This window comes from Desulfohalovibrio reitneri, assembly GCF_000711295.1.
In the GTDB taxonomy this organism is placed as follows: Bacteria; Desulfobacterota; Desulfovibrionia; order Desulfovibrionales; family Desulfovibrionaceae; genus Desulfohalovibrio; species Desulfohalovibrio reitneri.
In genome coordinates this window covers 1,534,759-1,549,251 of sequence record NZ_JOMJ01000003.1, presented here as the reverse complement: position 1 = coordinate 1,549,251, position 14,493 = coordinate 1,534,759, and the positions used below count along the sequence as shown (strand labels likewise).

At 66.6% G+C, this 14,493-nt stretch carries 13 protein-coding genes; 7 read left to right on the top strand and 6 right to left on the bottom strand.

The features are described from left to right. Positions 1-36 precede the first annotated feature (36 nt). The gene (locus tag N911_RS0107920; protein WP_029895992.1) at positions 37-516 is read left to right on the top strand and encodes a CinA family protein; all 480 of its coding nucleotides are present in this window, start codon (positions 37-39) and stop codon (positions 514-516) included. Next, complete coding sequence (thpR, locus tag N911_RS0107915) at positions 513-1,094, top strand: RNA 2',3'-cyclic phosphodiesterase (protein WP_029895991.1); 582 nt, start codon at positions 513-515, stop codon at positions 1,092-1,094. The genes N911_RS0107920 and thpR overlap by 4 nt, the downstream gene beginning before the upstream one ends. On the opposite strand, the gene N911_RS0107910 is transcribed toward thpR, so the two are convergent. Further along, positions 1,091-1,552, bottom strand: a complete 462-nt coding sequence (locus tag N911_RS0107910) for a hypothetical protein (protein WP_029895990.1) — start codon at positions 1,550-1,552, stop codon at positions 1,091-1,093. The two genes, thpR and N911_RS0107910, sit on opposite strands and share 4 nt — an antisense overlap. 294 nt (positions 1,553-1,846) lie before the next feature. Between N911_RS0107910 and N911_RS0107905 the strand changes: the two genes are divergently transcribed. From N911_RS0107905 to N911_RS0107890, 4 genes are all read left to right on the top strand, one after another. Next, positions 1,847-2,305 carry a universal stress protein gene (locus N911_RS0107905; RefSeq protein ID WP_029895989.1) on the top strand — a complete coding sequence of 153 codons (459 nt, stop codon included), beginning with the start codon at positions 1,847-1,849 and terminating at the stop codon, positions 2,303-2,305. A gap of 355 nt (positions 2,306-2,660) precedes the next feature. Further along, positions 2,661-3,104 carry a response regulator gene (locus tag N911_RS0107900; protein WP_237559915.1) on the top strand — a complete coding sequence of 148 codons (444 nt, stop codon included), beginning with the start codon at positions 2,661-2,663 and terminating at the stop codon, positions 3,102-3,104. A gap of 92 nt (positions 3,105-3,196) precedes the next feature. Continuing rightward, positions 3,197-5,575 carry a PAS domain S-box protein gene (locus N911_RS0107895; RefSeq protein WP_029895983.1) on the top strand — a complete coding sequence of 793 codons (2,379 nt, stop codon included), beginning with the start codon at positions 3,197-3,199 and terminating at the stop codon, positions 5,573-5,575. 7 nt (positions 5,576-5,582) lie between these two features. Then, positions 5,583-7,931, top strand: coding sequence for a PAS domain S-box protein (locus N911_RS0107890; RefSeq protein WP_029895981.1), 2,349 nt, complete (start codon positions 5,583-5,585; stop codon positions 7,929-7,931). A 370-nt stretch (positions 7,932-8,301) separates the two neighbouring features. Here N911_RS0107890 and N911_RS18450 read toward each other — a convergent pair whose 3' ends face one another. The 5 genes from N911_RS18450 to N911_RS0107865 all read right to left on the bottom strand — a co-directional run bounded on the left by N911_RS18450 (position 8,302) and on the right by N911_RS0107865 (position 13,650). Beyond that, positions 8,302-9,228, bottom strand: coding sequence for a hypothetical protein (locus N911_RS18450; protein ID WP_161781609.1), 927 nt, complete (start codon positions 9,226-9,228; stop codon positions 8,302-8,304). A 14-nt stretch (positions 9,229-9,242) separates the two neighbouring features. After that, on the bottom strand, positions 9,243-10,337 hold the full coding sequence (locus N911_RS0107880) for a tetratricopeptide repeat protein (protein WP_029895979.1): 1,095 nt from the start codon (positions 10,335-10,337) through the stop codon (positions 9,243-9,245). Then, positions 10,318-10,875 carry an RNA polymerase sigma factor gene (locus tag N911_RS0107875; RefSeq protein WP_029895977.1) on the bottom strand — a complete coding sequence of 186 codons (558 nt, stop codon included), beginning with the start codon at positions 10,873-10,875 and terminating at the stop codon, positions 10,318-10,320. Before N911_RS0107875 ends, N911_RS0107880 begins: the two co-directional genes overlap by 20 nt. A 60-nt stretch (positions 10,876-10,935) precedes the next feature. After that, positions 10,936-11,940 (bottom strand): tetratricopeptide repeat protein, encoded by a 1,005-nt coding sequence (locus N911_RS0107870; RefSeq protein ID WP_051694081.1) that lies wholly within the window; start codon positions 11,938-11,940, stop codon positions 10,936-10,938. 375 nt (positions 11,941-12,315) lie between these two features. Further along, positions 12,316-13,650, bottom strand: a complete 1,335-nt coding sequence (locus N911_RS0107865; RefSeq protein WP_051694079.1) for a mechanosensitive ion channel family protein — start codon at positions 13,648-13,650, stop codon at positions 12,316-12,318. Positions 13,651-13,863: 213 nt separating this feature from the next. Between N911_RS0107865 and N911_RS0107860 the strand changes: the two genes are divergently transcribed. Next, complete coding sequence (locus tag N911_RS0107860) at positions 13,864-14,415, top strand: ferritin-like domain-containing protein (RefSeq protein ID WP_051694078.1); 552 nt, start codon at positions 13,864-13,866, stop codon at positions 14,413-14,415. Positions 14,416-14,493: the final 78 nt, after the last annotated feature.

Sequence of the window (14,493 nt, the reverse complement as noted above, 5' to 3'; positions counted from 1 at the left end):
TTTTCATTCCTCCCGGTTCCGGGCTACCATGACTTCATGTTTGAAGATCGTGTGGCCCGTTTGGGCGAGGTATTGGTGTCGCGGGGGTTGTGGCTGTGCACGGCGGAGTCGTGCACGGGCGGTTTGGTGGGGCATGTGTTGACGTCGGTTTCCGGGTCGTCGCTTTGGTATGTGGGCGGCGTGGTGGCCTATGCCAACTCCGTGAAGGAGGGGGTGCTGGGCGTGCCGCCGGACGTGCTGGCCCAGCACGGCGCGGTGAGCCGGGAGGTGGTGGAGGCCATGGCTTCCGGGGCCGCCGGTTTGCTGGGCGCGGACGTGGGGGTGTCGTTGTCCGGTGTGGCCGGTCCCACGGGCGGCACGCCGGACAAGCCGGTGGGCCTGGTTTGGATAGGGTTTTACGGGCCGTGGGGTGTCGAGGCGGAGTCGTTCCGGTTCGGCGGCGGCCGGGAGGAGGTCAAGCGCGCCTCGGCCGAGGCGGCTGTGGAAGGCGTCCTGTCCAGGTTGGAGGCGTCGTGAGCGGGCGGCTGTTCATCGCAGTGCCCCTGCCCGGGGAGTACAGGGAAATACTGGAGGGGCTGACCGGCCGGTTGCGGAAGCGTCTGCCCAAGGGCGCGCCGCTGACGTTCACCAAGCCGGATACCTGGCACCTGACCCTGCGGTTTTTGGGCGACACGCCCGAGGAGCGCATCGAGCCGCTCAAGGCGGCTTTGGCGGATATCGACTGGCGGGCGTTCACTTTGCGCGCGGGCGGGTACGGAGCGTTTCCCGGCATCCAGCGGCCGCGAGTGCTGTGGGTGGGGCTGCGCGAGGGGGCGGACGAGGCGCGGGCCCTGGCCTCGGCGGTGGAGAACGCCTCCGTGGCGGCCGGGTTCGAGCCTGAGGAACGGCCGTTCAGGCCGCATTTGACTGTGGCGCGGGTGAAGAAGGGTGGGCGTCTGCTAAACGCCGCGGAGTTGCTGGCGGAGATTGGCCGGGAGAGCTGGCCGGGCTTCCTTGTCCGGTCCTTTACTCTCTTCGGGAGCGAACTGCGGCCGGAGGGGGCGGTTCATACGCCGTTGGCCGAGTTCGGGGCTGGGACTGACGAGATCGGCTAGATGTAGTCGCCCCGGTTGAATTTGATGGTTTCGGTGACGCTCATGATTTCCAGCTCGTCCACCAGGGAATTGAGGTCGGGGTTTTCCTGGGCAAGGTTGGGTCGCTCTTCCTTGATGCGCCGCACTTCGGAGCCGATGCGCTCGAGCACGCCGTAGGCCTCCTTGAGGTCCCCCTCGCCGGGATTTTCCAGTTTCCCGGCGTAGTTTTCCCATTCCTCCAGCAGGTTTTCCACGTGCTTCATGACGGGCTCCGTCTGGCTGGGCGCCCCGGTCTGTCCCACTCCCAGCAGGGGATTGGCCAACGGCGGCGGCAGTGTTCCCGCCTCGGCGGGTTTTTCGCCTCGGTCCTGTTGGGCGCGCAGCATGTCCTCAAAGGAGGACTTGGCCCGTTCCTGCCGGGTCCGTTGCGCGTTTTCCTGCTGCTGGGCCCCGTGGATTTCTTCGGGACGAATTTTCATCTCCAACTCCAGGGTTCACGGTTCGCGAAGGTTGAAGCATTTTCCGTGCCACCCGTCAGGCGCCGTCATGCGTTTGAAATAACGTGTCTTTCCGTTGATTCCTTCCCGGCAATTCCTGCCCGGCGCAAGGCGGTATTCGCGTGTACCGTTGTGACATTGACGGTAAGACAGAACATGCCGCTTGTCTATCGCCCCTGGTTCTGGCAGGGGTTGGTAATGAGAGTATCGGCGGATTCGCGGATTTCTTGAGGCCGCAGGCCGCACCCGACCGCCAAGCGCAACAAGGAGTGAACCATGATACAAGTGAAGAAGATTCTCTGCGCGGTGGACTTCTCCGAGTTCAGCCCCCATGTGGCCGAGTACGCCGCCACGCTTGCCAAGGCCATGGGGTCGGAAGTGCGGGTGCTGTATGTGGCGCCTTCCCTGTCGCAGTACGTGGGTTTCCATGTGCCGCCCAGCTCCATCGAGAGCTTCGTCGAGGACATCGTCTCCGGCGCGGAAAAGACCATGGAGCAGTTCCTGGAGGACCACTTCAAGGACGTGCAGGCCACGGGCGAGGTCGTCACCGGCTACGCCGGGGAGGAGATTCTCACCCAGGCCAAGGAAAGCGGGGCCGACCTGATCGTCATGGGCACGCACGGGCGCCAGGGCATCGACCGCATCCTGTTCGGCTCGGTGGCGGAGAAGGTGGTCAAGTCCGCGGGCTGTCCGGTGCTCACCGTGCGCCCGGACTTCAAGCCCGGCAGGGAATAGTCCCGCACTCCCCAACACGACCGGAATCGGAACAAGGCCCGGCGCGATGACTCGCGCCGGGCTTTTTTGTCACCAGCCTTTCACTTGACCAGGCAGTCAGCCGGGTATACCAGAAATAAGGGAGTTCGCTTGTGCAGCCAGGCGGCGTACGGTGTAAGGTGGAATCGGAGAACTCGGTTTATTCGCAGTAAGGCGTTCAATTTACTGAAAGTGCATCTTGTTCCTTTGCGGTTTGAGAGAGGGGCTTCTGTTGGTAAATATGCTGAATATTTGTTCGGCCGATGTCCGAAAAGTCGAGAGGGAGCGGTTCCTGGGGGGGATGGGTCCGGTGCGCAAACCAGAGGGGAAAAACGGCATGACGGGACGGGTGGAGGACAACCCGGCCGCCGGAGACGGTGCGGCCGGGCGCGCGGAGCCTCGGTTGCGGGTTCTTCTGGCCGAGGACAACAAGGTCAGCGCCCTTGTCTGCGACCGCCTGTTGACCAGGTTGGGGCACCGGGTGTTCAGCGTGGAGAACGGGCTGGAGGCTCTGGAGCTTTTGTCCCGCCGCGAAGTGGACGCTGTGCTGCTGGACGTGCAGATGCCCGGCATGGACGGGCTGGAGTGCGTGCGGCGCCTGCGCCGGGGCGAGGCGGGCGAGCGGGCCGCAGGGCTGCCCGTCATCGCGCTGACGGCCCACGCCCAGCTGGGCGACCGGGAACGCCTGCTGGATGCGGGCATGGACGAGTACCTGACCAAGCCCATCGATTTCGAGAAGCTGGAGGCGACGCTCCGCCGGGTGGCCGCAGCAGGGGGATGACGCTTTTCCTCCCGGCATGGACGTGATACTCGGAGATCGAGAGTGAACCCAGGACCATGCCGGAACACAGTCCACATCCCCCAGGCGGACCGATGAACCTCGACGCCGAGGAGTCCTACCGCGCCTTCTTTCTGGACAGCGGCGCCGTGGCTTTCCTGGTCGATCCCGACAGCGGCCGCATCGTCCGGGCCAACAGGGCCGCCTGCGCATTCTACGGCTACTCCCCGCCGGAGTTCTCCGGCATGACCGTGTTCGACCTCAACACCCTCCCCCGCGACGAGGTGCTGGCCCGCATGAGCCAAGTGCGCGCTGGGGGCCGGGAGATTCTTCAATTCACGCACCGGCTTCGCTCCGGAGAACTCCGGGAGGTGGAGGTCTCCAGCGGGCCGGTCAGTCTCGGCGACCAGAACCTGCTGTACTCCATAATCCGCGACCGCACCGAGGAGAACCGGTCCCGCCGCGAGGTGGAGAGCTTCTTCACCCTGCCGCTGAACCTGCTCTTGGTGGCCGGAATGGACAGCCGCATCCACCGGGTCAACGAGGCCTGGCGCGGCGTTCTCGGTTATGCGCCGGAGGACCTTCACGGCCGTTTCTTCCTCGACCTGGTTCACCCGGAGGACCGCAATTCCACTCGGGCTGTGCTGGCCGGCCTGTCCAAAGGCAGGGTGGTTTCCCGCTTCGAGAACCACTACCAGTGCGGAGACGGCTCCTACATCCGTCTGGCCTGGTCCACGGCCCCGGACCTGGACGAGGGCGTCATTTACGCCACGGCACAGGACGTGACCGAGTCGCGCCGGGCCGAGGAGGAGCTGCGGTTGCAGAGCGCCCGGCTGCGGGCCTTGGTGGAGCTGGCCTCCATGGACGAGGCCGAGCCCAAGGAATTGGCCGATTTCATCCTGGGACAGGCCATGCTGCTCACCGACAGCGGCCTGGGTTTCGTGGCCGAGGCCAGCGCCGACGGCGAACGGCTGGTTCCGCTTGCTTTCTCTCCCGGGGCCATGCGCCTCAGCGCGGCGCACATGCCACGCGATGGATTCTCCATCGCCGCCTCCGGCATCTGGCGCGAACCCATGGAGACGGGGAACCCGCTGGTGGCCAACAACTACCCGGATCACTCCAAACGCGGCCAGCTTCCTGAGGGGCACGCGCCCATCAACCGGCTGCTGGCCGTCCCCATGCGCCAGGGGGACGAACCGCCGCTGGTGGTGGCCGTGGCCAACAAGCGCAGGGACTACACGGAAACGGACACGAACCAGCTGACCCTGCTCATGCGCGGCTTGTGGGAGCACATCCGACGCCGCCGCACCCAGGCGGAATTGCTGCGGGCCAAGGAGGAGGCCGAGGCCGCCTCCGAGGCCAAGTCCCGCTTTCTGGCCACGGTCAGCCACGAGATGCGCACCCCCCTCAACGGCGTGCTGGGCATGCTGCAATTGCTCCGCTCCACCGGCCTGAGCCCGGAGCAGGACGAGCTGGCCGAGACAGCCTTCACCTCCGGGCGCACACTGCAGCGGGTCATCGGCGACATTCTCGACTTTTCCTCCTTCGACGCCGACAGTGTTGAGGTTTACCCGGAATCCTTCGACCTCGCGGCCATGCTGCGGGGGCTGGCGGACATCTACCAGCCCGTCTGCCGCCGCAAGGGGCTCGCTTTCCGCCTGGAAAAAGCCTCCGGCCTGCCCCGCTGGGTGCATTGCGACATGCACCGCCTCCGCCAGATTCTAAGCAACCTGCTGGACAACGCGGTCAAGTTTTCCAGCGACGGGGAGATAACCCTGTGGGCCTCGGGGCGCCCCGCGGGCGGTTGCCTGCGGCTGGCCTTCGTGGTCTCGGACCAGGGGCAAGGCATCCCCGAAGATATGGTCGAGCGCGTTTTCAACCCCTTCACCCAGGTGGATGACTCCCCCACCCGCAGCCACCAGGGCGTCGGTCTGGGGTTGAGCATCGTCAGCGTGCTGGCGCGCGCTTTGGGCGGTTCGGTCTGCCTGGACAGCGGCCCCGGGGGAAGCTCCTTCGGCCTGTCCCTGCCCGCGGACAAGGGCAGCCAGCCCGGCCATCCCAAGGGTGAGCCCTCCAATGGCCGGTTTGACGGCCTACGCATCCTTTTGGCCGAGGACCACCAAGCCAACCGTGCCACCATGTCCCGCCTGCTGCGGCGCATGGGGGCCGAAGTGGTGGAAGCGGCCCATGGACGGCAGGCGGTGGAGGCCTTCGGGCGGCAGCCGGTGGATCTGGTGCTCATGGACGTGCGGATGCCGGTCATGGACGGCCTGGACGCGACCAGGACCATCCGGGCCGAGCCCAACGGAGGGGACGTGCCCATCGCCGCCCTGACCGCCCACGCCATGCCCGGCGACCGCGACCGTTTCCTGGCCATGGGCATGGACGGATACCTGGCCAAGCCCCTGGACCTCGGCGAGCTGGCCGACCTGGTCGCGAAACTGATCCCGGACCGCGCCGGCACGGCCGGATGACTCGGCTATGCGCGTTTTCCGCCTCGTACTCCCGCTGCCGCCGCTTCTGCTGGCCCTGCTGCTGTACGCGGGCGCGGCGCTGGCCGACCCGCTGCCGCTCACGTCCGAGGAGGAGGCTTGGCTGGCCGAGCACGAGGTGATCCGCCTGGGCGTGGATCCCAACTGGCCCCCTTTCGAGTTCTTCGACAGCCAGGGACGCTACAGCGGCATCGCCGCGGACTACATCGCCCTGCTGGAAGAGCGGCTCGGGGTGCGGGTGGCCCCGGTGCGCGGGCTGAGTTGGGAGGAGGTCCTGGAGGGCGCCGAGGAGAGGCGGATCGACCTCGTCCCCTGTGCTGTGGCCACATCGCCTCGCCGTGAATACCTGGACTTCACTTCCCCCTACCTGAGCTATCCCCTGGTCCTCTTTGCCCGCCAGGAAAGCTCCTACATCCCCGGAATCGAGGTCCTGCGCGACAAGCGCGTGGCCGCCGTGCCGGCCTACGCAACCCTGGACATGATCCGGGCGGACCACCCGTGGTTCTCGCCCACGCTCTTTCCTTCGGTTCCCCGCGCCCTGGAGGCCGTGGCCACGGGCAAGGCTGACGTTTTCGTGGGCAACCTGGCCGCCGGGGTCTGGACCATCCGCAACAACTCCCTGACCAACATCAAGGTGGCCGGACCCACCGGCTACAGGTTCGAACTGGCCATGGGCGTCCGCTCCGACTGGCCCATGCTGCGATCCATACTGGACAAAGCCTTGGCCTCCATCAGCCCGGCCGAACACAACCGCATCGAGGCCAACTGGTTCTCGGTGGAGGTGGAAAGCGACACAAGCCGTGTCGTGCGAGTGGCCCTGGCCGTGGCCGGAGTGGGCGTGGTCCTTCTCCTGGCGGTGCTGCTCTGGAACCGCTTCCAGCACAAGGAAATACAGCGCCGCCGCCAGGTGGAGGCCGCCCTGCGGGCCTCGGAGGCGCGTTTCCGGGCCATGTTCCAGGCCCTCATCGTGGGCATGGCCGTGTTCGACTCCGAGCAGAAGCTGATCCACCTCAACGAGGCCGGGGCGAAAATGTTCGGGTGCGACTCCCCCGAGGACCTGCTGGGTCGCTCACCCGAAGAGTTCGTCCACCCCGACGACCTGGAGGACCGCCGCCAAGCCCAGAAACGACTCTGGAGCGGGGAGACGGACTCCTACGCCGCCATCCGCAGGCTGCTGCGGCCGGACGGCGGCGAGTTCGTCGGCGAGATATACGTCTCCGCCGTGCGCGGTGACGATGGGGACATCGAGCAAGTGGTCATGCTCATCACCGACGTTACCGAGCGTATCCAGGCCAAGCGCGAGCTGGACCGCTCCAACGAACTCCTGCGGGCCACCCTGGACTCCTCGCCCACGGGCATCCTGGTGGTGGACGGCCATCGCAACATCATCATCTGCAACCCCGCCTTCCTCCACTTGCTCAACCTGCCCGAGTCCTGGCCAAAGACCCCGGATCTGGCCAGCCGCGAGGCCATTGCGGCGGAGCAGATGGCCGAGCCGGAACAGCAATTGGAACGCGTCAGGCAGCTCATGGCCAACCCCGGAACCGACGAGGTGGACACCATCCACCTCAAGAGCGGCCGCATCGTGGAGCGCCACGCCCACCCGTTCCGCATGGGCGGGGAAACGGTGGGCCGGCTTTTTATCTACATGGACGTCACCGAGCGCAAACGCGCCGAGGAGCTGCGCGAGGACGTGGAGCGCATGACCCGCCACGACCTCAAGTCGCCCCTGGGTTCCTTCATTTCCCTGGCGGACGCCCTGCGGAGCGCGGACAACCTCACCCCCCGCCAAGCGGACATGCTGCGCACGGCAAAGGAATCCGCCTACCGCATGCTGAACATGGTCAATCTCTCCCTGGATCTTTACAAGATGGAGCAGGGCACCTACCGGCTCGACCCCGCGCCCGTCGACCTCCACAGCGTGCTCGACGATGTCCGCGACGAGACAGCGCAGCTGCTGCGGGCCAAACAGATCGAGGTGGAGCTATCCGGGCCGGACCGGGCCACCGCCTTCGGCGAACGGCTCCTCTGCCACTCCATTCTCGGCAACCTGCTGCGCAACGCCGCCGAAGCCTCGCCCGAAAACGGGACCGTCCACATCCAGCTCGCGGACGATGCCCACCCCTCGGTCAGCGTCACCAACAAGGGGGAAGTCCCGCCCGGCATCCGCGACACCTTCTTCGAAAAATACGTTACTTCCGGTAAACGCTACGGCACCGGCCTGGGCACCTACATGGCCCGCCTCACCGCCACCACCATGGGCGGCGACATCCACCTGGACACCTCCACCCCCGGACAAACCACCGTCACCGTCACCTTCCGCCCCGTGCCCAAGTAGGGAAAGGGGAAGAGGAAGGAGATTTCACCTTCGGCGACCTGGGCCTGCGGGGAAAAGCATTTCGCCTTCGGCGACCAGGGCCTACACGGCCCTGGACCCGAGGCAAAGTAACTTTGCATGTGTCTTCGCGTGTTGGTGCGTTGTGGGTGCGCGAGAGGGGAGCGCCTTGGCGGATGTGCCATTGCGGAGTGGCGGAGTTGGGGGACTCCTCCTTGGCCGATTGGCTGGCGAGGCGAGGGATGCGGAAGAGGCTATGCGGTGAGTGAGGCGACGAATCGAGTTCCCCTGAAAATTTGGCGGCAATGAGAAAGGCGGCCGCACCGAAACCGGTGCGGCCGCCTTTGTTGTCTTGGTAATGTGGCGGGAAGGGCTACCTGCCGTTGCCCCCGCCGTTCCCGCCGCCGTTTCCACCACCATTGCCGCCGCCGTTTCCGCCTCCGTTGCCTCCGCCGGGGCCGCCACCGTTGCCCCCGCCGTTGCCTCCGCCGGGACCGCCGCCATGGCCGCCCGCGTTGCCGGAGTTGCCGGGAGCTCCGGAGTTGCCGGGGCCGCTGCGGCTGTTGCCGGAGTTGCCCCGGCCCTTGCCTCCGGACATGCCGGAGGCGCCCGGGGCGCTGCGGTCGCTCTTGCCGGCCAGGCCCACGCCCTTGCCGGGATGGCCGTCGGAGGAGCGGCCCACGCCGTGGCCTCTGGATTCTCCCTTGCCCAGGCCGCGCGCGGTGGCCATGCCCATCTCCCCCTTGGCGGAGGCGCGGTCGCGGGAGCGGGCCATGGATTGGGTCTGGGAACGCTGGGTCTGGCCCTTGGCAACGCCGAGGCCCAGCACGCTGGGATGCACGCCCAGGTCGTGGGCGATCTGGCCCCAGCCCATGCCCTCGTCGCGCATGCCGGCGATGGTGTCCACGCTGACGCCGGTGGTGGAGGCCATGCTTTCGTCGGCCGCTGCCCGGGCGGCGTCCAGCTCCGCCTGCGCCTCGGCGATGGCCGCCTCGTCGCCTGTTTCCACGGCCGCGGCCAAGTCGGCTTCGGCCTCGGCCACGGCGTCCAGAGCGGCCTGGGTGTCCTGGTCGGTCTCCGTGGCCGTGGCCTCGGCCAGCGCCTCGGCACGCGTGACCTCGGTGGGGTTGTTGAAGGCGCTGGTCACGTTGTCGTCACCGGTGGTTCCGTCGTCGGTCTGGGTGGTGTCCGTGCCGTCCGTGGCGCCGTCGGTTGTCTGGGCCAGGGCCGGCGCGGCCAGCAGGGCCAGCAGCATCAGGGCCAGCAGGATCAAGCGTGTAAAAGGAATACGGTTTTGCATGTCCGCCTCCGATCTCATGTTGTGGTTTCGGGCACCCCGAAAATTCGGATGGATTGGGAAAGCGAGGCCGCGCCGGAGCCGGTTTCCACCGGTTCCGGGCTGCCGAACCAGCTGGTGCGGATGCGCTTCGCCCGCAGGCCGGGGGCCTGCCGGGTCAGCTCCCGCTTGACCAGCAGGGCGCGTTGCTTGGCCACCTCACGGTTGCCCTCGACAAAGGCCACCACGTGCAGGGTCGTCCCGGGGGAATGGCGCAGAGTCTCGGCCACGCCGCGCAGGGAGACGCGGCTCTCCGGGGTGAGGCGGCCGTCCTCGAAGGACGGGGCTCGGATGGCCAGCCTGCGCTTGCCCACGGTGGCCCGGCGGTAGGTGAAGTCGCCAAGGTCGTTGAGCATGGAGACCGCCCGCAGGGCCCGTCCGCCGGGAATGTCCTGGGCCAGAAGCTCCTTGAGGGAGGCGGCCGCCTCGCCGTTGCGGCCCAGCCTGGCCATGGCCTCGGCCCGGCCCAGCAGGGCCTGCTGGTCGCGCGGGGCGGATTGCAGGATGCGGGCGTACTCCGCGGCCGCCATCTCCGGCTTGCCGGTGCGCAGGAAGCCCTGGGCCAGACGGCGGCGGAGCAGGAAGGAGCGGTCGTCGATGGCCGCGGCCTTGCGGTACTGCCGCAGCTCCTCGTCCACCCGTCCGGCCTCGCCCAGCGCCTTGTCCAGCCAGATGCGGTATTCCACGCGCAGGGGCTCGCGCTCCACCGCCCGGGAGAGCATGGCCACGGCCTCCCCGGTATGGCCCGAGGCCAGCAGGCCCCGGCCGAAGAGGAAGGAGGATTCGGCGTTGCCGCCCGCTGCGCGGTACACCTCGCCCGGCGAGGCGGGCGGAGCCAAGCCGCCCCCGGCCAGGAACCCCCCGCTGAAGGCCAACAGCAGGCAGGCCGCCACCAGGGCGGGGGCGAGAGCGGGCCGGGTGGTCAGCCCGTCCAGCCAGCGCCGCCACCAGGGGCGGCTCGCGGCCACCCGGAGCATGACCGCGTCGGCAAGCCACTCCGGCGGCTCGGCTTCCGGCAGATCGCGGATGCGCTTGCCGAGGGCGTCATTGAGGTCAGTCCGTTCCGGGCTCATGTCCGTTCTCCACGAGAATCCGTTTCATCTTGGCCAGCCCGCGGTGTACCCGCATTTTTGCCCCGCTGGGGGAAATCTCCAGAGCGTCGGCGATCTCCCGCATGGTCATCTCCTCCTGAAACCGCAGCACCAGCGCTTCGCGGTGCTCCAGGTCCAGCTCGCCCAGGGCGTGGTGCACGGCCCGGGCGTCCGCGCCTAGGATGAGGGCCAGCTCCTGCTCCGAGTCATCGGAGGCGGGCAGGTCCTCCCCGCGGACCTCCACGGTGTCCGGGGCTGCCCGCTTCCTGCGGGCGTGGTCGCGGGCTAGGTTCACGCCCACGGCGTAGAGCCAGGGGAAGAAGCGCCTGTTGGCGTCGAAGCCGTCCAGCCCCTTGAAGGCGCGCGCGAAGGCCTCCTGGGTCAGGTCGGCGGCGGCTTCCTCGTCCCGCGCCGCGCGGTACATGAGATTGTAGATGGGTCGCTGGTAACGGCGCACGAAGCTCCCGAAGGCCTCCGTGTCGCCGGCCAGCACCAGCCGTATCGCGGTCGCGTCATTCATCCCGTGTACCCGGCGGGGGCGGCCCCGTTTACCAGGATATACGCAGACGGCCGGAAACGGTCACAAGGAGGAACCGGATTTATTCGCGGAGACGGCGAAAAGGTTCACTGACTGGCCTTCCTCGAAGGTCTCGCCCGAAACCTTGATGCGCTCGGCCACGCCGAACCAGCTGGGCTTCACACGCTCGGACGGCAGGTCGAAGTTCTCCAGCAGGTAGTCGCGCACGGCCAGGGCGCGTTCCCTGGCCAGTTCGCGGTTGTTGCGCTGGTAGGCGACCACATACAGGTCCAGGTTTTCGGCGTTTGCCAGAATTTCGCCCACCAAGTCCAGGGAGGCGGTGGAGCCGCCCCAAAGCTCCGGCTTGAAGGGCTGAAAGGCCAGTTTTTCCAGGGTGACTTTCCGCTTGCCCAGCAGGTGATTGCGGTAGCTGAAGTCGCCAAGGTCGTTGAGGTGGTCGGTGGCCAGACGGGCCAGGGGGCCGTCCGGCCAGGCGGCCAGATAGTGCTTCCAGGCGGTCTTTTCCTCCGGCGTCCGCCCCAGCCTGCCAAGAATGAGGGCGCGGTTGTAGAGGGCCTGCGTGGAATAGGGTCGCTTGTCCAACACCTTCCGGTAGTTGTCCAGGGCCTGCTCGTTCTCGCCAGCCTTGAGCTGCAGGTGGGCCAGGTGGAGTCGTGCGCCCAGGTGGCCGGGCTCCATGCGCAGCACCCGGCGGTAGCTGTCCCGCTCTTTTTCCGTGTCTCCCGCCTCGCCCCGGGCAACGCCCAGCCAGAAGAGGTAGTCCTCGTCATCCGGGGCGTACTGGGTGGCGCGTTTAAGGTACTTGGCCGCCTCGCCCGGCTTGTCCTCGGCCAGCAGGAAGCGGCCCAGGTAGAAGTTGGCCCGGGGGTTGGCCGGGTCTTCGGCCAGCTCGGCGCGGAAGCTTTCCGCCCCGGCCTCGAAGCTCTTGGACTGCAGGTAGTACTTCCCCTTCACGTCCTGCACCACGCCACACCCGGACAGCAGAACGCACATGACGAGGCACGCGGCCAGCCTCAGCGGACCGCGCGCGCAAAAGCGATGGTTCATGGATACCTCCTCCTGATGATGGAATGCATGCAGAATCCGCTCCAGCCGCGAAGGGGTCGAGCCGAACGCGGGCATGTCCCTTGTCAAAAAGCGACCAACGGTTCGTGTCAAGCCGCCCGATTTGTTTCATATCGTCATGAAATGCCCGAGAATCAAGCAATCGTGGACGCGTAATCATGGATCGGCTCTACAAAAAAGCGACCAAAAGGAAGGAAAATCGGCCACGCGAGCTTGAACGGAATGGGCGACTCGTATTATGAGTACGGGTAGGGGGACTTGGCGATGGGTGGACAGGGGGAGTAAATGGCCCATCGCTGGGCATTCCCTTTCCTACCCCTCCGGTCTTTGTGCCGGAGGGGTTTTCGCGCTGTGCGGTCAGTTTTCTCCGCCGCTCCCATCCCTCTTGCCCGACAGCCCTTCCAGGCCCGAACGCACGTGTACGTCGCGCTGGGGGAAGGGAATCTCGATGCCGTGTTCCTTGAAGCCGTCCCACACCGCGAGATAAATGTCGCTTTTGACGTTGACGATGCCGTTCTGCGGGTCGGCTATCCAGAAGCGCAGTTCCAGGTCCACGGAACTGTCGCCGAAGCCCACCAGCCTGGGCAGGGGCGGCGGGTCGGTCAGCACCCTGTCGGAGACCTTGGCGGCGTCCGCCATGATGCGCATGGCCAGCCGGATGTCCGAGTTGTAGGACACTCCGACCGGCAGCTTCAGGCGGATGTTGCGGTTGGAGAAGGACCAGTTGACCACCTGGGTGGTGATGAGGTCCTCGTTGGGGATGAGGTATTCCTTGCCGTCGCGCGTGACCACCGAGGCGTATCTGGCCCGCAGGGTGGTGATCCAGCCGTAGACGTCGCCTATCTCGATGACGTCGCCCGGCTTGATGGACTTGTCCATGAGCAGGATGAAGCCGCTGATGAGGTTGGCCACCACCTTCTGCAAGCCGAAGCCGATGCCCACGCCCACCGCGCCGGAGAATACGGCCAGGGTGGTCAGGTCCAGCCCCACGCTGTTCAGGGCGATCATGATCACCAGGGTGATGACCACCACCTTGATGAGCTTGCCGATGAGCACCCTCGCCGAAGGGGTGAGCCCTGTCATGGCCGCCAGCCGGTGCTCCGCCAGGTTGGACAGCCAGGAGCCCGCCCGCAGCATGACCAGGACCAGGATGGTCGCCTTGGACAGGGTCAGCAGGCTGATGCGCACCTCGCCCAGGTTGAAGGCCACCGAGTCCAGCAGGGCCATGGCCGGAGCCAGGAGGCCGAGGATGTTCAGGGCAGCCAGGGCCCAGACGAACCCGGCGATGAGGCGCGCCCAGAAGCGGGAGAGGACGAAAGCGGTGGCGAAGCGGATTGCCAGCCAAGCCAGCAGCAGGCTGGAGGCAAGACGGAACAGGGTCTCCTCGCCGCCCAGCCGGGCGTTCACCGCCCAGGCGATCCAGGTCAGCGCCAGGGCCGCGAGGTAGGGCGTCTGCCGGACAAGGGAGCGGAACAGCCTGGGACCCAGCCCCACCCCCCGGTAGAGGCGGTCGAAGCGGCGCTGCAGGGTCCGCCTGAGCGGCGCGGCCAGGATGAAGGCCAGAACAAGGAGTGCCAGCAGAACTCCGGCCTGGGTCGCGGTCTCCGCCGAAAGCAGCCGCTGGGCGGCCCAGTCTCCGGCTTGCCGCAGCCAGGCCAGCGCCTTGTTCAGATGGGGGGAAAACGTATCCATGATCGCGTATCCTCTGTCGAGAATAGACCGGGGGCGAGCGGAATGTCCATGCCGGGGGCGCGGTGGCGGCAATCGGGGTGCGGCCCTGTGACTGACGTGTCATGCCGCCGTCGAGGCTTGAGATGCCCGCCGACTCGTAGTAAACTGGAAAGTTCGCTAGAGTGGCGATTACTGGAATATGTGAAAACCGACCAATAGTCACAGGAGAGAGACATGTCTGATCCCGCCAAGATGGACAAGAAGGAACGCCGCGAGAAGGTCATCGAGGTGCTGAACAAGGCCCGCTCCATGGAACTGTACGCCATCTCCCAGTACATGGTGCAGCACTACGCCCTGGACGCCATGGACTACGGCGAGCTGGCCAAGAACATGAAGCTCATCGCCATCGACGAGATGCGCCACGCTGAACAGTTCGCCGAGCGCATCAAGGACCTCGACGGCGAGCCCACCACCGAGCTGGCCGACAAGATCACCCGGGGCCAGGAAGTGGGCCAGATCTTCACCTTCGACGCCGAGGTGGAGGACGACACCGTGGACGTCTACAACCAGTTCCTGAAGACCTGCCGCGACATGGGCGACAACATCAGCGCCCGCCTCTTCGAGGTCATCATCGAGGAGGAACAGGAACACGCCGACCACTTCGACAACGTGGGCGGCCACATCAAAAACCTCGGCGACACCTATCTCTCCAAGGTCGCCGGCACCTCCGCCTCCACCGGCCCCTCCACCAAGGGCTTTGTGAACATGGGCGGCGACGAGGCCTAGGAGCCTCGCCGGTCGATTCAAATGATGAAGGCCCCCGGCTTCTTGGAAGCCGGGGGCCTTTTCACGTCACGCGCAGGG

Bases quoted from the DNA above. Each gene is read 5' to 3' on its own strand.
- N911_RS0107920 (WP_029895992.1), top strand. From the start codon at position 37: ATGTTTGAAGATCGTGTGGCCCGTTTGGGCGAGGTATTGGTGTCGCGG.
- N911_RS0107910 (WP_029895990.1), bottom strand. From the start codon at position 1,552: ATGAAAATTCGTCCCGAAGAAATCCACGGGGCCCAGCAGCAGGAAAAC.
- N911_RS0107905 (WP_029895989.1), top strand. From the start codon at position 1,847: ATGATACAAGTGAAGAAGATTCTCTGCGCGGTGGACTTCTCCGAGTTC.
- N911_RS0107900 (WP_237559915.1), top strand. From the start codon at position 2,661: ATGACGGGACGGGTGGAGGACAACCCGGCCGCCGGAGACGGTGCGGCC.
- N911_RS0107895 (WP_029895983.1), top strand. From the start codon at position 3,197: ATGAACCTCGACGCCGAGGAGTCCTACCGCGCCTTCTTTCTGGACAGC.
- N911_RS0107890 (WP_029895981.1), top strand. From the start codon at position 5,583: ATGCGCGTTTTCCGCCTCGTACTCCCGCTGCCGCCGCTTCTGCTGGCC.
- N911_RS18450 (WP_161781609.1), bottom strand. From the start codon at position 9,228: ATGCAAAACCGTATTCCTTTTACACGCTTGATCCTGCTGGCCCTGATG.
- N911_RS0107880 (WP_029895979.1), bottom strand. From the start codon at position 10,337: ATGAGCCCGGAACGGACTGACCTCAATGACGCCCTCGGCAAGCGCATC.
- N911_RS0107875 (WP_029895977.1), bottom strand. From the start codon at position 10,875: ATGAATGACGCGACCGCGATACGGCTGGTGCTGGCCGGCGACACGGAG.
- N911_RS0107870 (WP_051694081.1), bottom strand. From the start codon at position 11,940: ATGAACCATCGCTTTTGCGCGCGCGGTCCGCTGAGGCTGGCCGCGTGC.
- N911_RS0107865 (WP_051694079.1), bottom strand. From the start codon at position 13,650: ATGGATACGTTTTCCCCCCATCTGAACAAGGCGCTGGCCTGGCTGCGG.
- N911_RS0107860 (WP_051694078.1), top strand. From the start codon at position 13,864: ATGTCTGATCCCGCCAAGATGGACAAGAAGGAACGCCGCGAGAAGGTC.